20 protein-coding genes are annotated in these 19217 nt (G+C 62.8%); 11 read left to right on the top strand and 9 right to left on the bottom strand.

The features are described from left to right. Window positions 1–90: 90 nt before the first annotated feature. The 3 genes from dnaA (at window position 91) to ybaK (ending at window position 2487) form a co-directional block, all read left to right on the top strand. Complete coding sequence (gene dnaA, locus Mame_RS00005; protein ID WP_235726795.1) at window positions 91–1551, top strand: chromosomal replication initiator protein DnaA; 1461 nt, start codon at window positions 91–93, stop codon at window positions 1549–1551. A gap of 105 nt (window positions 1552–1656) precedes the next feature. After that, window positions 1657–2010, top strand: coding sequence for an ArsC family reductase (locus Mame_RS00010; RefSeq protein WP_018063564.1), 354 nt, complete (start codon window positions 1657–1659; stop codon window positions 2008–2010). 3 nt (window positions 2011–2013) lie between these two features. Then, the gene (gene ybaK, locus Mame_RS00015; protein ID WP_018063563.1) at window positions 2014–2487 is read left to right on the top strand and encodes a Cys-tRNA(Pro) deacylase; all 474 of its coding nucleotides are present in this window, start codon (window positions 2014–2016) and stop codon (window positions 2485–2487) included. 3 nt (window positions 2488–2490) lie between these two features. Here ybaK and Mame_RS00020 read toward each other — a convergent pair whose 3' ends face one another. Then, window positions 2491–3267 carry a hypothetical protein gene (locus Mame_RS00020; protein WP_018063562.1) on the bottom strand — a complete coding sequence of 259 codons (777 nt, stop codon included), beginning with the start codon at window positions 3265–3267 and terminating at the stop codon, window positions 2491–2493. A 76-nt stretch (window positions 3268–3343) separates the two neighbouring features. Between Mame_RS00020 and Mame_RS00025 the strand changes: the two genes are divergently transcribed. Beyond that, window positions 3344–3766 carry a hypothetical protein gene (locus Mame_RS00025; protein WP_018063561.1) on the top strand — a complete coding sequence of 141 codons (423 nt, stop codon included), beginning with the start codon at window positions 3344–3346 and terminating at the stop codon, window positions 3764–3766. Window positions 3767–3854: 88 nt separating this feature from the next. Continuing rightward, window positions 3855–5111, top strand: a complete 1257-nt coding sequence (locus tag Mame_RS00030; protein WP_018063560.1) for an aminopeptidase — start codon at window positions 3855–3857, stop codon at window positions 5109–5111. 313 nt (window positions 5112–5424) lie between these two features. On the opposite strand, the gene xseA is transcribed toward Mame_RS00030, so the two are convergent. Further along, window positions 5425–6879, bottom strand: a complete 1455-nt coding sequence (gene xseA / locus Mame_RS00035; RefSeq protein ID WP_018063559.1) for an exodeoxyribonuclease VII large subunit — start codon at window positions 6877–6879, stop codon at window positions 5425–5427. A 124-nt stretch (window positions 6880–7003) separates the two neighbouring features. Between xseA and Mame_RS00040 the strand changes: the two genes are divergently transcribed. Both Mame_RS00040 and Mame_RS00045 read left to right on the top strand, forming a co-directional pair. Continuing rightward, window positions 7004–7267 carry a spike base protein, RCAP_Rcc01079 family gene (locus Mame_RS00040; protein ID WP_018063558.1) on the top strand — a complete coding sequence of 88 codons (264 nt, stop codon included), beginning with the start codon at window positions 7004–7006 and terminating at the stop codon, window positions 7265–7267. Further along, a complete protein-coding gene (locus tag Mame_RS00045; RefSeq protein WP_018063557.1) occupies window positions 7264–8547 on the top strand; it encodes a phage head spike fiber domain-containing protein in 1284 nt (427 codons plus the stop codon). Before Mame_RS00040 ends, Mame_RS00045 begins: the two co-directional genes overlap by 4 nt. Window positions 8548–8686: 139 nt before the next feature. Here the strand turns inward: Mame_RS00045 and Mame_RS00050 are convergent, their stop codons facing one another. Next, window positions 8687–9676 carry a Gfo/Idh/MocA family protein gene (locus Mame_RS00050; protein WP_018063556.1) on the bottom strand — a complete coding sequence of 330 codons (990 nt, stop codon included), beginning with the start codon at window positions 9674–9676 and terminating at the stop codon, window positions 8687–8689. A 138-nt stretch (window positions 9677–9814) separates the two neighbouring features. Here Mame_RS00050 and Mame_RS00055 point away from each other — a divergent pair, with 138 nt between their 5' ends. Further along, window positions 9815–10765, top strand: coding sequence for an aldo/keto reductase (locus Mame_RS00055; protein ID WP_018063555.1), 951 nt, complete (start codon window positions 9815–9817; stop codon window positions 10763–10765). Further along, window positions 10762–11214, top strand: coding sequence for a GNAT family N-acetyltransferase (locus Mame_RS00060; protein WP_018063554.1), 453 nt, complete (start codon window positions 10762–10764; stop codon window positions 11212–11214). The genes Mame_RS00055 and Mame_RS00060 overlap by 4 nt, the downstream gene beginning before the upstream one ends. Before the next feature lie 3 nt (window positions 11215–11217). Here Mame_RS00060 and upp read toward each other — a convergent pair whose 3' ends face one another. The 3 genes from upp to Mame_RS00075 all read right to left on the bottom strand — a co-directional run bounded on the left by upp (window position 11218) and on the right by Mame_RS00075 (window position 14125). Next, the gene (upp, locus tag Mame_RS00065) at window positions 11218–11847 is read right to left on the bottom strand and encodes a uracil phosphoribosyltransferase (protein ID WP_018063553.1); all 630 of its coding nucleotides are present in this window, start codon (window positions 11845–11847) and stop codon (window positions 11218–11220) included. A 98-nt stretch (window positions 11848–11945) separates the two neighbouring features. Beyond that, window positions 11946–12908 carry an adenosine deaminase gene (locus Mame_RS00070; RefSeq protein WP_018063552.1) on the bottom strand — a complete coding sequence of 321 codons (963 nt, stop codon included), beginning with the start codon at window positions 12906–12908 and terminating at the stop codon, window positions 11946–11948. After that, window positions 12905–14125, bottom strand: a complete 1221-nt coding sequence (locus Mame_RS00075) for a phosphopentomutase (RefSeq protein ID WP_026173257.1) — start codon at window positions 14123–14125, stop codon at window positions 12905–12907. The genes Mame_RS00070 and Mame_RS00075 overlap by 4 nt, the downstream gene beginning before the upstream one ends. 180 nt (window positions 14126–14305) lie before the next feature. Between Mame_RS00075 and Mame_RS26465 the strand changes: the two genes are divergently transcribed. Beyond that, complete coding sequence (locus Mame_RS26465; RefSeq protein WP_155121991.1) at window positions 14306–14476, top strand: hypothetical protein; 171 nt, start codon at window positions 14306–14308, stop codon at window positions 14474–14476. Here the strand turns inward: Mame_RS26465 and Mame_RS00080 are convergent. The 3 genes from Mame_RS00080 to Mame_RS00090 all read right to left on the bottom strand — a co-directional run bounded on the left by Mame_RS00080 (window position 14461) and on the right by Mame_RS00090 (window position 17289). Further along, window positions 14461–15222 carry a Stf0 family sulfotransferase gene (locus tag Mame_RS00080; protein WP_018063549.1) on the bottom strand — a complete coding sequence of 254 codons (762 nt, stop codon included), beginning with the start codon at window positions 15220–15222 and terminating at the stop codon, window positions 14461–14463. The genes Mame_RS26465 and Mame_RS00080 overlap by 16 nt on opposite strands. A gap of 115 nt (window positions 15223–15337) precedes the next feature. Continuing rightward, the gene (locus tag Mame_RS00085) at window positions 15338–16570 is read right to left on the bottom strand and encodes a Zn-dependent hydrolase (protein WP_033409628.1); all 1233 of its coding nucleotides are present in this window, start codon (window positions 16568–16570) and stop codon (window positions 15338–15340) included. 182 nt (window positions 16571–16752) lie between these two features. After that, window positions 16753–17289, bottom strand: a complete 537-nt coding sequence (locus Mame_RS00090; protein WP_018063547.1) for a DUF4142 domain-containing protein — start codon at window positions 17287–17289, stop codon at window positions 16753–16755. A 283-nt stretch (window positions 17290–17572) separates the two neighbouring features. On the opposite strand from Mame_RS00090, the gene Mame_RS00095 reads away from it, so the two are divergent. Next, window positions 17573–19132, top strand: a complete 1560-nt coding sequence (locus Mame_RS00095; protein ID WP_018063546.1) for an ABC transporter substrate-binding protein — start codon at window positions 17573–17575, stop codon at window positions 19130–19132. Window positions 19133–19217: the final 85 nt, after the last annotated feature.

Consider the following 19217-nt stretch of genomic DNA (forward strand, 5'->3'; position numbering starts at 1 on the left):
ATGAGAATGAGAATGGTAGCCTCTCGCACCGAGGACAATGCGGGCGAAACCGAGGCCGGTGAAAATGATGCGAAACCGGCGACGGCTGCCATGAATTCCAACGGGGACGATATCTTCTTCGAACGGTTCTGCACCGCCCTGAAAGCCCATGTCGGCGGCGACGTCTATGCCAGCTGGTTCGGCCGGCTGAAGCTGCATTCCTGCGACAAGAGCGTGGTCCGTTTCTCGGTGCCCACCGCCTTTCTGAAATCCTGGATCAACAATCACTATCTCGATCTGCTGACCGAGATTGCCCGCGTCGAGCGCCCGCAGGTGATGAAGATCGAGGTTCTGGTCCGTTCCGCAACCCGCGCGCCGCGTCCCGCACTTGCGAGCGAGCAGCCGAAACCGGTCCCGGCCAGCCCGGCTCCGGTCGTGCGGCCGCTGAACCGCGCGCCTGCCGGCCAGCCGCTGATGCCCGACCCGGAAACGCCGCAGGCGCGCGGCGCCAGCGCTTCGGGCCAGACCGTGTTCGGCTCGCCGCTCGACCCCTTCTTCACCTTTGACAGCTTTGTCGAGGGCGCGTCCAACCGGGTTGCCTTTGCCGCGGCCAAGACCATCGCCGAATCCGGCATGGCGGCGGTGCGCTTCAACCCGCTGTTCATTCACTCCTCGGTCGGCCTCGGCAAGACCCATCTTCTGCAGGCGATCGCCAACGCCGCGCTTGCCGCGCCGGACAAGCAGCGCGTGGTCTATCTGACCGCCGAATATTTCATGTGGAAGTTCGCCACCGCGATCCGCGACAATGACGCTCTGACGCTGAAGGATTCGCTCCGCAATATCGATCTTCTGGTGATCGACGACATGCAGTTCCTGCAGGGCAAGATGATCCAGCACGAGTTCTGCCACCTGATCAACACGCTGCTCGACAGCGCCAAACAGGTGGTGGTCGCCGCCGACCGCGCGCCATGGGAGCTGGAATCGCTCGACCCGCGTGTGCGCTCGCGCCTCACCGGCGGCGTCTCGCTGGAAATGAACGGCCCCGACTACGCGATGCGGCTTGAAATGCTGAAGCGCCGGCTTGAACTGGCGCAGCAGGAAGACCCGTCGATCGATATCGCCCCCGACGTGCTCGAACATGTCGCCAGCAAGGTGACGGCGAGCGGGCGCGAGCTTGAAGGCGCGTTCAATCAGCTCCTGTTCCGCCGCTCCTTCGAGCCCGACCTTTCGATCGAGCGCGTCGATGAGCTTCTGGTTCATCTCGTCGGCACCGGCGAGCCGAAGCGGGTGCGCATCGAGGATATCCAGCGCGTCGTCGCCCGCCACTATTGCGTCACCCGGCAGGAGCTCGTCTCCAACCGCCGCACGCGCGTGATCGTCAAGCCGCGCCAGATCGCGATGTTTCTGGCCAAGACGATGACGCCGCGCTCCTTCCCGGAAATCGGCCGCCGTTTTGGCGGACGCGACCACACCACCGTGCTGCACGCCGTGCGCAAGATCGAGGACCTTCTGGAGAAGGACAACAAGCTGTCGCAGGAGGTTGAACTCCTGAAGCGGCTGATCAACGAATAGGCCCGTCCGGACCTGACAGCGACGTTTCCCGAAAAGCCCGGCCCCGCGCCGGGCTTTTCTCATGGGTGCTGGCTTGCTAAAGCAAAGGCAAACAGGAGAGACGCCGTGCCGGTCACGCTTTACGGAATTAAGAACTGCGACACGATGAAGAAGGCCTGGACCTGGCTCGACGCGCATTCCATCGCCTATGATTTTCACGACTACAAGAAGGCCGGAATCGACCGGGCGCATCTGGAGCGCTGGTGCGACGCGGCCGGCTGGGAGAAGGTCATAAACCGCGCCGGCATGACCTTCCGCAAGCTGCCCGACGCGGAAAAGGCCGACCTGACGCGGGAAAAGGCGATCGGGCTGATGCTGGTCCAGCCCTCGATGATCAAGCGGCCGGTGCTGGAAAAGGACGGCGCGACTACGCTGGGCTTCAAGCCCGACACCTACGAAGCCGTTTTCGGCAAGGGGTAGGCGATGGCGAAGACCACGCAAGCGACACGGTTTCTGGACAAGGCCGGCGTCAGCTACACGATCCAGCAATATGATTACGACCCGAACGCCTTCAAGGTGGGGCTGCAGGCCGCCGCTGCGATCGGCGAGGCCCCCGACCGGGTGCTGAAGACGCTGATGGCCAATGTCGACGGCAAGCCGGTCTGCGCGGTGGTGCCATCCAACGCCGAAGTCTCGATGAAGAAGCTCGCCGCCGCCTTTTCCGGCAAGCATGCCGAGATGCTGGACGCCAGGACCGCCGAGCGGCTTTCCGGCTACCATGTCGGCGGCATCTCGCCCTTCGGGCAACGAAAACGCGTGCCGACCGTGTTCGAGGAGAAGGCGCTTGCCGAGCCCTATGTGGTGATGAATGGCGGCCAGCGCGGCCTGCAGGTCAAGCTTGCGCCGGCCGATGCGGTGAAGGCGCTGGACGCGGCAACGGCAAACGTGATCGCGTAAACCTCAGATCGGGTCGCCGCGCGCCGCCTCCCGCTTCGCCGCGCGCGCCTCCGGCGTGAAGGCCGAACAATCCGGACTGGTTGCGATCACGTCGGCAAGATCGTTTCGGGCCATGGCGTCTTCCACGAAAGCGAGCCGCTCCTCACCCTGAAGAACGATTACGGTATCGCGCAGGATCGGCGCCGGTTCATTGCCATAGCGGCGCTCATGCCGGGCTTCGACATAATAGCGGATATCCGGATTAAGCCGAATATCGGACCAGTCTTCAACCTCGCTTAAGGCAGGGAGGGCGAAGGAGTTGCCGGTCGCGGCATAGCTGACGAGCCTGTCGAGAAGCGCCATAATCCGATCTTCGGCCGAGTTGCGGGGCTGGCGGCCAGGCTTGCCGCAAAACAAACCTTCGGTCGGTGTTGCAAACTCGTAGGAATAGAGTTCGCGCAGTTCTTCGGTGACCTCGATAACGATACAGAACGAAGAGGCGGCGCGGTTGGTCTCAAGCACATGGCGTTTCCACAGTTCAAGTCCTTCGTTGAAATCGTGGGTGAAAGCGAATTCGGGATAGCGCCGGTTGTAGATCAGGTACTCGAACGTAATTCGGGCTGCGCAGTTTCTGAAGCCGCTCCCCACGGCCTCCAGATCGGAGAAGATAGCATCCTCCTCCGCGCTGTATTCATCGGTAAAGTCCGGGTGAGGGTGGTCGGCGAAAGACCAGGTTTCTGCTGCCTGGGCCGGCAAAAACGCCGCGAGCAGAAACAGACAAGCGGCAGACAATGAACGCATCGGTCTTCTCCCCGTAAATCCCCGCACCAGTAATAGGCTCTACGATAGGTTTTTACAACCTAACGGAGCAGTCAGCATGCGTGAACCGGAAAAAATTCCCCTCCTGTGTCGTCAACGGCGCCAAACGGAGGTGGAGATCAACGATAGAATTAAAGAGACAGCAGATGCTTACAATCTCGCTGCTCAACGCTTCGAACAAACCAAGGCCGATCGCGCCAGAATCCAGAACGAGATCTATAAACTGCAGGCAGCACAAGCGGCCGCGACGGCAGCTGGACAGGCTCCAAATCCGATCGTTCGAGGTGGGGCCGGCATCGCCGGAGTGGGCCTGGAAATCGCGCTGACGCGCGCCGAGGAGAAACTTCGGGCCATTGATGGCGACAGCATGAAGATCAAGCGTGATATGGAAGACGCCAAGGAAAAGCAGCGCTTCTGGAACGACAAGCTTGCAGAGAATGCAGCGATCATGCGCGGCCTGAACTGCGTATTTTCATACTAGAGGGGTTCGGCAAGGCCGGGGCGCTTCAATTTCGCCAGAAAACGAACTAGATAGTGTCACGACACATCAATCAGTTTGCGAGGCGCCCATGAACGCTCAACCCCGGCTTCCCCATCCCATCGATCTGGAAAAACTCGAGAAGCTTGCCGAGGTCGCCGTCAAGGTCGGGCTCAACCTTGCCGAGGGGCAGGATCTGGTCATGACCGCGCCGATCGAGGCTCAGCCGCTGACGCGGCTGATCAGCCGCTATGCCTATCAGGCCGGCGCCGGCGTGGTGACCACGCTGTTCAACGATCCCCAGGCAACGCTGGAACGCTTCGAGCACGGCCATGACGCAAGCTTCGACAAGGCCGCGAACTGGCTTTACGAAGGCATGGGCCAGGCCTTTGCCAATGGCGCGGCACGGCTTGCGATCGCCGGCGACGACCCGATGCTGCTGGCCGCTCAGGACGCCGACAAGGTGGCCCGCGCCAACCGCGCCATGTCGACCGCCTACAAGCCGGCGCTGGAAAAGATCGCCGGTTTCGACATCAACTGGAACATCGTCTCCTACCCGACGCTTGCCTGGGCGAGGACGGTGTTTCCCGGCGACCCGGACGGCATGGCCGTCGCCAAGCTGGCCAAGGCGATCTTCGCGGCATCGCGCGTCGACCAGCCCGATCCGGTGGGGGCGTGGCGCGAGCATAACGACAATCTCCATGCCCGCTCGGCATGGCTGAACGCGAAGCGGTTCTCCGCCCTGCGCTATACCGGCCCAGGCACCGATCTGACGATCGGGCTTGCCGATGAGCACGAATGGAGCGGCGGCGCGTCGATGGCCAAGAACGGCATTATCTGCAACCCGAACATTCCGACCGAGGAAGTGTTCACCACGCCGCACCGGCTGAGAGTCGAGGGCCATGTCTCCTCCACCAAGCCGCTGTCGCATCAGGGCACGCTGATCGATGACATCCGGGTGGAATTCAGCGAGGGCCGGGTCGTCAAGGCGTCGGCCGCCAAGGGCGAATCCGTGCTGAACAAGGTGCTCGACACCGACGAGGGCGCGCGCCGGCTGGGCGAGGTGGCGCTGGTGCCGCATTCCTCGCCGATTTCGGCCAGCGGCATCCTGTTCTACAACACGCTGTTCGACGAAAACGCCTCGTGCCACATCGCGCTCGGCCAGTGCTATTCGAAATGCTTCCTCAACGGCGACAAGCTTTCGCCCGACGAGATCGCCGCGCGCGGCGGCAATGCATCGCTGATCCATATCGACTGGATGATCGGCTCCGACAAGATCGACATCGACGGCATCGATGCCGCCGGCAACGCCACGCCCGTGATGCGCGGCGGCGAATGGGCTGAATAGGCGGGACGGTCTTGTTGCGGGGGTGAGGTCGCGAAGAGGCGGCTCTTGAAAAGCCCCGCGCTCCAGCAGGGCCAACCGGAATGCCTTGTTTGTTCGGCTTTGCTGAAGTTTCAGGCTATCGATGGCTCCCCGCCCTCTCAGCCACAATCTCCCCCCTTGAGGGGGAGATGTCGCGAGAGCGACAGAGAGGGGTAAAGGGCGTCAGCCCTAAAAGCCGCAGACTCCGCATTTTTGGAGAGGGTTCACCCCTCTCTGCCCCTGTCGGGGCATCTCTCCCTCAAGGGGAGAGATTAGGGTTGCGAGGCTGCGCTTGTTAAAACAGGCTGCCCTGCGTGGGTGGTTTGGCGGGGGCTTTTGGCTTTTTCTTTGGCGCAGGCGGAGCCTCCGGGGGCGTTGCCCCCTCGCCCGTCACCGCCTTGACCCTGCCATCGGAAAACTCGATCTCGATCGGCGCGCCATGCGCGAGCCCGGCGGCGCGGGAGACGGGGCGGTTGTCCTGATCGCGGATCACCGCAAAACCGCGCGCCAGCACATTGCGATAGGACAGCGAGTTCAGTACCCGCTGCTGGCCGGCGATGGCGGCGCGGTGGGTCTTCAGGCCGGCATCGATCGCGGTTGCCGCGCGGCGCGAAAGCACCGCCACCTTTTCGCGGTCGCGGGCGATCATCATTGAAAGGCGCTGGGGCGTTGCCGACAGGCCGGAGGCGCTGCGCTCGAACGTCCGGCGCTTGTTGATGGTGTTGAGTTCCAGCGCGCGGGTGTTTCTCAGCGCCGCCTCATCGAAGCGCCGCCGCGGCAGCGCCAGCAACTGATCGAGCGACGGAAGGCCGCGTGAAAGCCCGGTCAGCGTCTGGCGGCGGAAATCCATCAGCCGGGTCGCAGCACTTGCAAGCCGTGCCGCAAGCCGCGCCTGATCGGCGACGAGTTCGGCTTTCACCGGCACGGCCCGTTCGGCCGCCCCCGTCGGCGTCGGCGCGCGGTAGTCGGCGGCGTGGTCGATCAGCGTCCAGTCGGTCTCGTGGCCCACGGCGGAGATCAGCGGGATCTCGCTTTCATAGGCCGCCCGCACCACCGCCTCGTCATTGAAGCTCCAGAGGTCCTCAAGCGAGCCGCCGCCGCGCGCGACGATCAGGATATCGGGACGGCGAACCGAGGCACCGGGGCCGAGCGCGTTGAAGCCCCTGATGGCAGCGGCAACCGCATCGCCCGAACCCTCTCCCTGGACCTTGACCGGCCAGACCACGACATGGACCGGAAAGCGGTCGGCGATCCGGTGAAGGATATCGCGGATCACCGCGCCCGTGGGCGAGGTCACGACGCCGACCACGCGCGGCATGAACGGCAGCTTCTTCTTGGCCGTCTCGTCGAACAGGCCTTCGGCCGCCAGCTTCTTGCGGCGTTCTTCCAGAAGCGCCATCAGCGCGCCGGCGCCGGCGGGCTCCAGCGCCTCCACCACGATCTGGTATTTGGAAGCGCCCGGGAAAGTGGTGACCTTGCCGGTGGCGATCACCTCCATACCCTCTTCCGGCTTGATCTTCAGCCCGGAAAACACGCCTCGCCAGATGACGGCATCAATCCGGGCGCGCTCATCCTTGATCGAAAAATAGGCATGTCCCGAGGAATGTGGTCCGCGGTAGCCGGAGATTTCGCCGCGCAGGCGGATCCGGTCGAACCGGTCCTCGACCGTGCGCTTGATCGATCCGGAAAGCTCCGAAACCGTAAATTCCGTCAGGTTTGTGGCCGATTCGGCGTCGAAGAGATTGCTCATGGGCTCAGTTTAACCGATCCGCGTTTACCTTGCACAATCGATCCTGTTTTCTCCCCGCAAATCCCCGCCCTCCGCGCAGCCCCCAGAATTGAAGTCGGTCAACGCAAACCCAAGGAGACGCGTCATGACAGACAGATTTGCATCCCGCCACGCAACGCTCACCAGCCCGGCCTATGACGGGTTTCCGATCACCACCAGCGACGCCGCGCCGGTGCTGGAGGTCACACGCGCGATCTATGTCGGCGTCGCCGGCGACCTGACAACAACCTTCGCCTCTGGCGAGACCGTGACATTTCAGAACGTGGCGGCGGGGACCATCCTGCCCATCCGCATCAGCCATGTGCTGGCCACCGGCACCACCGCCGATGCGCTGGTGGGGTTGATATGAGGCTGGGCATCTCCATTGCCGAAAGCATCCGTAGACAGCCTGAGCGCTTCTGGACCGCACCGGCCTATCGCGCGGAAAGCGCGGGCGGCGGCGCATACGGCCCGGCTGCGATCCTCGATCTGCGACATGGCCGCCATGCCTTAACGACTGTGCCGACTGCCGATATCCCCTCCGCCTCGTTGGCGGCGCTCACGGCTCTGGCGGCAAGGCCGCTCACGGATATCCTCGCTTTCACCCGTTCCGGAACGGCCACTTATATCGATGCCGATGGCCTGATCCGGGTGGCCGCGGCCGACCAGCCGCGTTTCGATTACACCCATGGAAAACGGCGGTTGCTGCTGGAGGGGCCTGCAACGAATCTATGCATCACCAGAAACCTCCCCCAGCTGACGCTGGGGGAAAACACGATCGTCACGCATATGCCGGACGAAACAGGGCCGGATGGCGTGCTGGGAAACGTCTACCGGGTGCAGATGCCCGCAGCCCCCAGCACCTTTGTACGGTTTGCCAACAATGTCGGCGGCGGCGGCCCCGTGGTCATGTCGGTTTATGTCAGGCAGTTTGACGCCGCCAAGCGACAGTTCTCGATTGCGGTCGATGGCAAAGTCGACAGCGTGCTTGAAGCGACCGAAGAATGGCAGCGTTATGAAAGCGCCTATTCGCAGAGCTATGGCACTGCGGCTCTCGGCAATAACGCCCCGTCGGGCGCATCGGATGTTTATGCTTCCGATATCCTCGTCGCCTTTCCGCAGGTCGAACTGGGGCTGGTCGCAACCTCCTACATCCCCACCAACGGAACGACCGTCACCCGGCCGGCCGACAAGGCGCAGTTGAGCCCAGCGGTGGCGGCGCTGCTGAAGCGTGATCAGGTGAGTGTGATGGTGCAGGCCCGTCTCGCTTCCGCCGCTGACAACGGGCGGATTCTCGGGCTCGACATGGCGAACTGGCTCATCGGCCAGGCCGGCGCATCGGGCGCCGGCTTCAGTGCATGGAACGGGTCGTCCGCGACAACGCGCCTGTTGCCGGCCGGCGTCACGTCCCTCGATGATTTCGGCGTCGCGGTCAACCTCGATGAGGCCGGCACGGCTCTGGCAGCGGGCGAAGCCATTTCCGGCGCCAACGCATCAGCGCCGAAATCGTCATATGCCCCGTTTTCCGACGCATATCTGGGACGTTCCTCAACCGGAGCATATTCAAGAGGCTGGTACGACCAGCTCGTGATCTGGCCATTCCAGATGACGGATGCCGATCTTCAGGCAAAGGCGGTGGTCTATGAATGACGTCTCTCTCAAATTAGGCGACCACCGGGAGGCGCTTGCCGCTTTCGCGGTAACGCCGATGCCGGAGACGCCGGCGGAGACATTTTCATGAGAAATCGCTGGCCGCGAAACTGCGGCCAGCGAGCGCATACTCGGAAATTCAGACCGTCGTCCAGCCGCCATCGGCGTTGCCGGCCCGGTAGACGGCATCGATGAAGCGCTGGTTGCGCACCGAATCCTCGACCGTGAAGACCTCTTGCTCAGCACCCATTGCCGCCCTCGCGAAAGCCTCGACCTCGCGCACATATTGCCGGCTGTCCTGAAAGCGGAAGGCCTGGGTTTCGCTGTGGTTGCGGTTGGAGAGCAGCACGGTTTCCTCGCCCCAGCGATCGGCATTGAAGGGGGAGACCACCTCGATCAGCCCATCCGTGCCGTGGAAAGCCATGAACTGGCGGCTGGCAAGCTGGGTGGAGACATAGAAACTCAGTTCGAAGCCTGGAAATTCCGCCCGCACCGAGGCGTAGATATCCGTTCCGAAGTTTTCGTCATAGCGCACCGTGGCCTGAACGCGCTCCGGCTCCTTGCCCGTGGCAAAGCGCGTGGTGACGGTCGGATAGACGCCGATATCGGGCAGGCCGCCGCCGCCGAGCTCGGGGATGTTGCGCATATTGGTCTCGTCGCGCAGGAAATAGGTGAACGCGCCCTGGACGTGGACGAGATCGCCGATCGCGCCTTCCGCAAGCAGCGACCGGACCTTGCGCCAGACCGGCGTGTAGGTGACCATATAGGCCTCGCTGACCAACACATTGTTGCGGTCGCGCGCGGCAATCACGGGCGCGATGTCATCCGCTTTCAGCGCCAGCGGCTTTTCCACCAGCACGTGTTTGCCCGCATCCGCCGCCTTGATCGCCCATTCGACATGCTGTGAGGTCGGCAGCGGGATATAGACGGCATCGATCTCGTCGCTTGCCAACATTTCCTCGTAGGAGCCGAAGGCCTGGGGGGCGCCGAAACGCTCGGCCATCGCCCGCGCGCGGCCGATATCGCGGCTCGCGACCGCCGCCAATATGCAGTTTTCCGCATCGACGATTGCCGGCACGACCAGCTCGCGGCCAATCTTGGCCGTCGACATAATTCCAAAACGCAGCATCGGATCTCCTCACCTTTTCGGCGGCCACCATAAAAACCGCGGCGCGCAAGCGCAAGCATTGCCTCGCACCGTTTGCATTGCATACACTGGACGCTATCTAAAACGCGAAATCGCGTTCTCAAACCGCCGGAGGAAATCATGCATAGAAGAATTCTGGGCCGCACCGACATCGCCATCGCGCCGGTCGTGTTCGGCGGCAACGTCTTCGGATGGACGGCGGACGAGAAGACCTCATTCGCCCTGCTCGACCGCTTTGTCGATGCCGGCTTCAACGCGATCGACACCGCCGACGTCTATTCGAAATGGGTGGATGGCAATCAGGGTGGAGAGTCCGAGACCATTATCGGTAACTGGCTGAAGCGCGGCGGCGTCCGGCGCGAGGATGTGGTGATCGTCACCAAGGTCGGCTCCGAAATGGCGCCGGACAAGAAGGGCCTCGGCGAGGCCTGGATCACTGAGGCCGTGGAAGACTCGCTGAAGCGGCTGCAGACGGATTATATCGACGTCTATCTTGCCCACTGGCCGGATGAAAACACCTCCTATGACGAGACGATCGGCGCATTCAGCCGCCTGCGCGAACAGGGCAAGGTGCGCGCCATCGGCGCGTCCAATCTCGATGCCGAACAGCTTGGCGAGGCGCTCAAGGTGGCCGAGCATACCGGACGGGCACGCTATGACGTGCTGCAGCCGGAATATAATCTCTACGAACGCTCGTCTTTCGAGGGCGCGCTGGCCGACCTCTGCGTCGAGCACGATATCGGCGTCATCACCTATTTCAGCCTCGCCTCCGGCTTTCTCACCGGAAAATACAAATCCGCCGATGACACCGCGGGAAGCGCGCGCGGCGGCGGGATCGCCAAATATTTCGATGAGCGCGGCCGCCGGATCCTGAAGGCGCTGGAACAGGTGAGCGCGGAGACGGGCGAACATCCGGCGGCAATCGCCCTTGCCTGGCTGATGACCCGACGCGGCGTCACCGCGCCGATCGCCAGCGCCTCGAAACTGGAGCAGATGGACAGCCTGATCCGCGCGCCGCAAATCGAACTTTCGGGCGAGCATCTGCAGATCCTTCAGGAGGCCGGCGAGTGACCGCCCCGGTGATCCGCGATGCCGGGCCCGCCGATCGGGACGACTGGCTGAGGCTCTGGCAGGGCTATCTGGAGTTTTACGGCACCGCGCTGGATGACGCGGTGACCGCGATGACCTGGAACCGGATCATCGATCCGGTGAGCGCCGTCTTCACCCGGCTTGCGTTGGTCGACGACACGGTCGCCGGCTTTGCGACCTGCATCCTGCACCCGCGCACCTGGGCGGTGGAGCCGGCCTGCTATCTGGAAGACCTGTTCGTGGACCCCGCGAGACGCGGCAGCGGCATCGGACGCGCGCTGATCGATGATCTGATCGCGATCGGCCGCCGCGATGGCTGGACCAATCTCTACTGGCACACCAATGCCGACAACGCCCAGGCCCGCAGGCTCTATGACAGCTACAACAAGGCCGACGGTTTTGTCCGCTACCGGCTGCCGCTTCAAAAATAGCGGCTATTTCGTGCCGTACATCCGGTCGCCGGCGTCACCCAGGCCGGGCACGATATAGCCCTTCTCGTTGAGATGGCTGTCGATCGCGGCGGTGTAGACCGGAACGTCGGGATGGGCCTTGCGGAAATTCTCGATGCCCTCGGGTGCCGCCAGCAGGCAGAGGAAGCGGATATTGGTAACGCCGCGCTCCTTCAGCCGGTCGATGGCGGCGATCGAGGAATTACCGGTCGCCAGCATCGGATCAACGACGATCACCAGACGCTCGCCGATATCCTCCGGCGCCTTGAAGAAATATTCGATCGCCTCCAGCGTATCGTGATCGCGATAGACGCCGATATGGGAAACGCGGGCGGACGGAACGAGGTCGAGCATGCCTTCGAGCAACCCGTTGCCGGCGCGCAGGATCGAGGCGAATACCAGCTTCTTGCCTTCCAGCACCGGCGCTTCCATGGTCGTCATCGGCGTTTCGATGGTTTCCATGGTCAGTTCGAGATCGCGGGTCACCTCGTAGCAGAGCAGCGTCGAAATCTCCCTGAGCAGCCGCCGGAATCCCGCCGTCGAGGTTTCCTTCTGCCGCATCTTGGTCAGCTTGTGCTGAACCAGAGGGTGATTGATGACCGTTACGCCGTCCATGGTGTTTTCCCGTCTTTTACGCACTCAAGCTGTTTATGGCGCAAAAGCCTTACATCCGGCAAGCATCGCGCTCGCGAAAGCGCCTAGTTTGCACCGTTTCAGCCGGCAAACCGCGAAAGCAGCCGCTCGCGCGTCGGCTCATCGACGAAGGCGGCCTCGATCGCGGTGCGCGTCATCATGTCGATCTCGTCTGTCGAAAAACCCATCTCGTCGCGGGCCGCCTCGTATTCGCGGGCAAGCGAGGTGTGGAAGAATGGCGGATCGTCGGAATTGAGCGTGACCTTTACCCCGGCATCGAACAGGCGGCGCAGCGGATGGGCGGCGAAATCCGGATAGACCGACAGCGCGATATTGGAGCCGGGACAGACTTCCAGCACCACGCCCTCATCGGCAAGCCGGCGCACCAGATCCGGCTCCTCCACTGCTCTCACGCCATGCCCGATCCTGTCGGGCCTGACGCGATCGAGCGCGTCGCGCACCGAGAAAGCGCCGCAGACCTCGCCCGCGTGAATGGTGATGCCAAGCCCGCCATCGCGCGCGATGTCGAAGGCGCGGCCGAAATCGTCAACCCGGCCCATGCGCTCGTCACCGGCCATGTTGAAGCCGGTCAATAGCGGGAAGTCACAGGAAACGGCATAGCGCGCCGCCCCTTCCACCTGTTCCGGCCCCATATGGCGCTCGCCGATCATCACCATGCGCGCCTCGATGCCGGTCTTGTCGCGCGCGGCCTCGATGCCGGCGGTGATCGCCCGCATGTAACCGTCCTTGGAGAGGCCGGCGGCCAGACCCTGCTCCGGCGAGACGAACAGCTCGGCATAGATGGTGTTTTCTGCGGCCAGTTCGATCAGATAAGCTTCGGCAAGGGCTGCGAAATCCTCCTCGGAGCGGAACACATTCGCAATCGCCGCATAGCAGGCGATGAAGCTCGAAAAATCGTGCCAGAGATAGCGACCGTCGGCGAGGTAGCGGGACAGATCGATGCCGTATTTCGCGGCAAGGCGCGCCGCCAGGGCCGGCGGCGTGGCGCCTTCGATATGGCAGTGAAGCTCGGCCTTGATCACAGAAACGACCTCCCGTGCTTGCCCGCCGCAAGACCCAGATGCGCGGCGATGCTCTCCCCGATATCGGCATAGCTGTCGCGCACGCCGAACGATCCCGGCCGCAGCCCGGGGCCGAACACCAGCACCGGCACGCGCTCGCGGGTATGGTCGGAGCCGCGCCAGGTGGGATCGCAACCGTGATCGGCGGTCAGCACCACGATATCGCCGGGCTTCAGCTTTTCGGCGATATCGGGAATCCGGGCGTCGAAGGCCTCGAGGGCTGCCGCATAGCCCGGCACGTCGCGGCGATGGCCGTAGAGCATGTCGAAGTCGACGAGATTGGTGAACACGAGATCACCATCGCCCGCTTGCGCGATCGCCTTGAGGCTGGCATCGACCAGCGCCTCGTTGCCATCGGCCTTGAAGAGTTGCGTTACGCCCTTGCCGGCGAAGATATCGGAAATCTTGCCGACGGCGAGCACGTTTCGCCCGGCCTCGTTCACCCGGTCGAGCAGTGTCCTTTCCGGCGGCGCGATCGAGAAATCGCGGCGATTGCCGGTGCGCTTGAAGGTCTCGGCGGTCTCGCCCGTAAACGGGCGGGCGATCACCCGGCCGATATTGTAGTCATAGGTCAGTTCGCGCACGACCACGCAGAGCTTCATCAGCCGGTCGAGCCCGAAATGATATTCATGGGCCGCGATCTGGAACACGCTGTCGGTGGAGGTGTAGAAGATCGGCCGCCTTGTCCAGACATGTTCCTGGCCGAACCGCTTGATGATCTCGGTACCCGACGCGTGGCAATTGCCGAGACTGCCGGAAATGCCGGCCCTGTCATAGATCGCCTCCAGCAGTTCCCGGGGGAAACAATCGGGGCCCTCCGGAAAATAACCCCAGTCGAACATCACCGGCGTGCCGGCAATCTCCCAGTGGCCCGACGGCGTGTCCTTGCCGCGCGAAACCTCGCTTGCCGCCCCATAGCGGCCGAGAAACCGCTCCGGCCGCGCCATGGCCGCCGGATAATTGCCGCTTGCAAGCTTGGCCGCCTCGACAAGGCCAAGCGTCGCCATATTGGGAAGTTCCAACGGCCCCGCGCGCAGCCCTGCGCGATCTCCGAGCCCGGCCGCGCAGAATTCGGCGATATGGCCGAGCGTATCGGCGCCGAGATCGCCATAGGCCTTGGCATCCGGCGCGCCGCCGATGCCGAAGGAATCAAGAACGTAGATAAAGGCGCGGGCCATGCGGTCCATTCCGTGAGATTCGATCAGGCATATCTAGCGCCTGTCTTCCGGCTTGGCAAACGGTCGATCGGGCCGCTTGGCGCACGACGACGGTGGACGCGAGGGGAACAGATCTCGGCCGAATTGCGTTTAATCAACCAGTAACCATGTCTTTTAACGTCGCGGGAAGGCAAGCGCGCCATGATGACAGTCACCGAAGCAGCCAGAGCCAGACCTGTCATGCCGCAAAGATCTGAACGCCGGACCAACGCCATCGGCCACAGCGCGGAATTCGCCCTGATCGCCGGCGTCGTGCTGGCGGCGATCATCGCCGTCGGCTTCGCGGCTTTCCAGTTTTACTTGGCGATCTGAAGCCGCAACCTTTCCGCCCATTCGTCATTGACCCGATCGGCGATTTTCCTCACGCCGGGCGAAACCGCATCCGCCGCCTTTCCATCAAGACCGAGCGCCAGCAGCACCGTGCGCAGCGTTTCGCGCGGGGATCGTGACAATGCGTCGTAATCGAGCCTCAGCGGCGCGATGCCCTCGCGCGAAAACCAGGCTTCCCATTCGCGCTCAAAGCCCGTCATCGTCTCATGCCACTTCATCAGCGCGGGTGCATCATAAACCGGCTCGCGAGGCGGCGCGAGGCGTTCCAGTTCGGAGCCATCGGACGCCACATGCCACAGCCCCGTCTGCTCCGCCTTCACGCAGGAAACCGCCTGGGCGACCTTGTCGGCGCGAGACAGGTAGACGAACAGCGTCCGGCCGAACGCCGCCTCGATGCGCGCCCTGTCTGAACCGGGGCCGGGATGGAGGACGGCGAGTTTTTCCATGAAATAGTCGGCGCTGCCGCGCTGCATGCGGAGGCCGAACATGCCTGTGTCACCGCTGCCCTTGGCGATTGCAGCGGCAAACACGCGGGCCAGCGTAGAACGCTCATCCTCGCCATCGATTTCCCCCACGCCATGACTTTTCCGCCATGCGGCGAGCGACGGGCGGTGAAAATGGGAATCGGGATTGCCGCTGATGCCGGTGGCGGCGAGCAGCTTGCAAAGCAGCGTACTGCCGCTGCGCGGCGAGGTGCAGATGATGTAACTATCGTATCGGGCGGTCATGGCGGCTGTTTCTCGACGCGTTTAAAACCTCGTCCGGGGCAACCGAAAACGCCCGGTTTCCAGTCCACATACCACGCCTGAGCCGTGCAACAAACGCCTCATCGGTGACGGCTGTTCAGCCTGCGCTGAGCCGTATCAATGCCGCCAGCATCAATTGCGCGCCCTTTTCAATATCCGCCCAGTCGGAATGTTCGTCCGGCGCGTGGGATATGCCGTTGCGGCTCGGCACGAAGATCATCGCGGAGGGGCAGAGCGCCGTCATGGTCTGCGCGTCGTGGCCGGCGCCGGAGATCATCCGCCGCGCCGGCAGGTTGAGGCGGCGCGCCTCGGCCTCCAGCATGTCGATCAGTCCGGCATCGAAGGCAACCGGTGCGATGAAGCTGTTTTCCTCGATCGAGAGCGAAAGTCCGTGTTTGCGTGCCGCCGCGCCGGCCACTTCCCCAAAGCGGGCCTGAAGGCCGCGCATGACCTCCTCCCGGGCATCGCGGATGATCACGGTGAAGACCGCCTCCCCCGGTATCGTATGCGGATGGTTGGGGACAAGCTCGACCTTGCCGATGGTGATCCGGGCGTCTTTTGAACCTGAGGCGGCGATCATGTCGGGTATCTGGACGGCGATTTCGGCAAGACCAGCGAAGGCATCGGCGCGCATATCCATCGGCGTGGTGCCGGAGTGGTTGGCGATGCCGGTAAGCCGGACATGCAGGTTGACGATGCCGGTCGCGCCCTCCGGCAGTCCGATGGCAATCGCTTCCCGCTCCAGCACCGGACCCTGCTCGATATGCAGTTCCAGAAACGCCCTGACCGAGCCTTTCGGCCGCGCCGATGAGAGGATCGCCTTCGGCTCCAGCCCCTGGGCACGCATGGCATCGGTCAGCAACACGCCATCGGCATCGGCAGCGCTTTCAAGCCAGTCCCGCGTCACCAGTCCGGCGATCGTCTGCGAGCCGAGCATGCCGCCGAAACGCCCCTCCTCCTCCGAGGTGGCCGCCACCTCGATGGGGTGGGCCGGGGCAAAACCCGCCTCCTTCATGGCGCGCACGCATTCGAGCGCCACGGCAACGCCGAGCGAACCGTCGAAAGCGCCGCCGCTCGCCACGGTATCGAGATGGGAGCCGACCATGATCGCGGGCGCATCCGCCGCGCCATAGCGTCCGAACACCGAATTTGCGCCGTCGCGGCTGACGATCAGGCCATCCGCCTCCATCTCGCGGGCGAACCAGTCGCGCACCGCCATATCGGCATCGCTGAAGCCGGTCCGGTTGAAGCCGCCGTCCTTGACACGGCCGAAGGCATTGATGCCGTCGAGCAGGGTTTTCAGCCGCTCGCTGTTGATCTCGGGTTCCATACCGCCTCCCTTGCTGATCAATTCATTATGATAAATATAGCTATATCGCAAATTTTTCATAATAAATAAGATCGCATGACCGCGATGGCCTCGGAAGCGGTTTTCAGAGACCGACCATCCGGCCCGGCCTCTTGAGCTCCGCCCCTGCCGGGCATTGTCCGACGGGGCGAAGCCTCAGCAATCTAGAATGCGAGATCGGTGTGGGCGGTATGGAGCATATCGAGATGGGAGGCGATCAGCGGCACGAGAACGGTGGCAACCGTCTTCTGAACGCCCTGAGGCGATGCGTCATCCACCTCGCGTTTCTGTACCTTGAGAAGCGACTTGTGATTGTCGATCTGGTGCTCGATATAGGCAAGGTCGAAGGCGGGCCCCGGATCCATCCTCTTCAGCGTTTCGACCGTCTTCGACAACGTATCCGGGCGCTCCGGCGTGGAAGCGCCGGTCTTCAGAAGCACGCCCGCAATCGCCTGGGCCTCCTCCGATTCCAGTTCGGCGAACTTGTAGACCACCGGATGGACCGCCTTCTTGGCGGCCAGCTCGCTGATATCGCAGGAAAACAGATCGAGTTTCAGCGTCTGTTCGGCGTAATCTTCCGGCGGCTCATCCGCCAATGCCGAAGTCGGGGCAGAAACCGAGGCCAGTGCGGTCATCGCCGCCGTCACGGCTCCGCCGATGAAAATACTGCGGCGGCACAACACGATCGAAGTCATGTTCATTGCCTTTCATCATCGTCCATCAGCTTTCATGTGAGATCCGCTCACAGGCACGATCAGAGTGGTTCCGTAGTTGGCAATTTGAAGGCGCAATGCCTTTGTCATGGAATTCCGGATGGGCGCCACCGCCTGTCAGCCCCGCTGGGCCACCCATTTAAGGTATTGAAAAATATGGGCTTAGCTTGAACGCAACGCTACCACCGCAGGAATTATCATAATAAATCCTTGTCAATTACCAATTTTTCATAATTAATTAAGAAAACCACCAACAGAGGAGAACCGATCGATGAAACGCCTTCTCGCAGCCGCGCTGGCTGCCGCGTCGCTCGCCTTCGGCGCGCCGGCGATCGCCCAAACCCCGCCGAACGTTCTGATCGTCGGCCAGATCGCCGAGCCGAAATCGCTCGACCCCGCCACCGATACCGCCGTCAACGACTTCCGCATCCTCGTCAACATGTATGACGGGCTGGTGCGCTACAAGGACGGCACGCTCGAGGTCGAGCCTGCGCTTGCGACAGACTGGGACATTTCGGAAGACGGCAAGACCTACACCTTCAAGCTGCGCGAGGGCGTGAAGTTCCATGACGGTTCCGATTTCAACGCCGAGGCGGTGAAATTCAACTTCGACCGCATGCTGAACGAGGACAACGAATATTACGACACCGGCCCGTTCCCGCTCGCCTTCTTCTTCTCCTCGATCGACACCGTCGAGGTGGTCGACGACATGACGGTGAAGTTCACGCTGACCGAACCCTATGCGCCGTTCCTCTCCAATCTTGCCTATCCGACCGGCCTGATCGTTTCGCCGGCGGCGGTGAAGGAATATGGCAAGGATTTCGGTCGGCACCCGTCCGGCACCGGCGCGTTCAAGTTCGAGGAATGGGACCCGAACGCCAAGGTGGTCGTCTCCCGGAACGAAGATTACTGGGATGGCGCCCCGCCGCTTGAGGCCGTGGTGTTCCGCCCGGTCACCGATGCCAATACCCGCGTCGCCGAGATGCTTTCGGGCGGTCTCGACGTGATGGTCGAGGTGCCGCCGGACGCGCTGCAGCAGTTCTCCGGCAACGACAATTACAAGGTATACGAGCAGGCCGGTCCGCATCTCTGGTTCCTGATCCTGAACATGAAGGACGGCGTGTTCGCCGACAAGAAGGTCCGTCAGGCCGTCAACTATGCGATCAACAAGGAAGCGATCGTCAACGACATCCTGCAGGGCACGGCCGATGTTGCCGCCGGCCCCACGCCGCCGGCCTTCGCCTGGGCCTATGACGACAGCCTGTCGCCCTACCCCTACGATCCGGAAAAGGCCAAATCGCTTCTGGAAGAAGCCGGCTATGACGGTTCGGAACTGACCTTCTACGTGACCGAAGGCGGTTCGGGCATGCTGGAGCCGCAGGCGATGGCGACCCAGATCCAGGCCGATCTCGAAGCCGTCGGCATGCCGGTCGCAATCGAGACCTATGAGTGGAATACCTTCCTCGGCAAGGTGAACCCCGGTCTGGAAGGCGAGGCCGACATGGCCGAAATGGCATGGATGACCAACGACCCTGATACGCTCCCCTATCTGGCGCTGCGCTCGGAAGCCTTCCCCGATCAGGGCGGTTTCAACTCCGGCTATTATTCCAACCCGGAGGTCGACACGCTGCTGGAACAGGCACGCACCTCGACCGATCAGGCCGAACGCGCCGAGCTCTACAAAAAGATGCAGGCGATTGTGCAGGATGATGCCCCCTGGGCCTTCATCGCCAACTGGAAGCAGAACGCGGTGACCAAGGCGAGCGTGGAAAACTTCAAGCTCCAACCGTCCTTCTTCCTGCTGCTGCAGAAGGTGGCGAAGCCGAACTGATCGGTCGATTGCCCAAGCGCCCGGATTGGCGACAACCCTGTCCGATGTTCGGGCGCAAACCTGTCCTCTTGACGGGCGTCATCCT

Origin of the sequence: Martelella mediterranea DSM 17316, assembly GCF_002043005.1 — a bacterium.
Taxonomy (GTDB): domain Bacteria; phylum Pseudomonadota; class Alphaproteobacteria; order Rhizobiales; family Rhizobiaceae; genus Martelella; species Martelella mediterranea.

Coding starts and splice junctions, on each gene's coding strand:
- Mame_RS00055 (WP_018063555.1), top strand. CDS start 9,815: ATGCATAGAAGAATTCTGGGCCGCACCGACATCGCCATCGCGCCGGTC.
- Mame_RS00025 (WP_018063561.1), top strand. CDS start 3,344: ATGCGTGAACCGGAAAAAATTCCCCTCCTGTGTCGTCAACGGCGCCAA.
- Mame_RS00095 (WP_018063546.1), top strand. CDS start 17,573: ATGAAACGCCTTCTCGCAGCCGCGCTGGCTGCCGCGTCGCTCGCCTTC.
- Mame_RS00045 (WP_018063557.1), top strand. CDS start 7,264: ATGAGGCTGGGCATCTCCATTGCCGAAAGCATCCGTAGACAGCCTGAG.
- Mame_RS00040 (WP_018063558.1), top strand. CDS start 7,004: ATGACAGACAGATTTGCATCCCGCCACGCAACGCTCACCAGCCCGGCC.
- Mame_RS00050 (WP_018063556.1), bottom strand. CDS start 9,676: ATGCTGCGTTTTGGAATTATGTCGACGGCCAAGATTGGCCGCGAGCTG.
- Mame_RS00085 (WP_033409628.1), bottom strand. CDS start 16,570: ATGGAACCCGAGATCAACAGCGAGCGGCTGAAAACCCTGCTCGACGGC.
- Mame_RS00075 (WP_026173257.1), bottom strand. CDS start 14,125: ATGGCCCGCGCCTTTATCTACGTTCTTGATTCCTTCGGCATCGGCGGC.
- xseA (WP_018063559.1), bottom strand. CDS start 6,879: ATGAGCAATCTCTTCGACGCCGAATCGGCCACAAACCTGACGGAATTT.
- dnaA (WP_235726795.1), top strand. CDS start 91: ATGAATTCCAACGGGGACGATATCTTCTTCGAACGGTTCTGCACCGCC.
- Mame_RS00080 (WP_018063549.1), bottom strand. CDS start 15,222: ATGACCGCCCGATACGATAGTTACATCATCTGCACCTCGCCGCGCAGC.
- Mame_RS00090 (WP_018063547.1), bottom strand. CDS start 17,289: ATGAACATGACTTCGATCGTGTTGTGCCGCCGCAGTATTTTCATCGGC.
- Mame_RS00030 (WP_018063560.1), top strand. CDS start 3,855: ATGAACGCTCAACCCCGGCTTCCCCATCCCATCGATCTGGAAAAACTC.
- ybaK (WP_018063563.1), top strand. CDS start 2,014: ATGGCGAAGACCACGCAAGCGACACGGTTTCTGGACAAGGCCGGCGTC.
- Mame_RS00020 (WP_018063562.1), bottom strand. CDS start 3,267: ATGCGTTCATTGTCTGCCGCTTGTCTGTTTCTGCTCGCGGCGTTTTTG.
- Mame_RS26465 (WP_155121991.1), top strand. CDS start 14,306: ATGATGACAGTCACCGAAGCAGCCAGAGCCAGACCTGTCATGCCGCAA.
- upp (WP_018063553.1), bottom strand. CDS start 11,847: ATGGACGGCGTAACGGTCATCAATCACCCTCTGGTTCAGCACAAGCTG.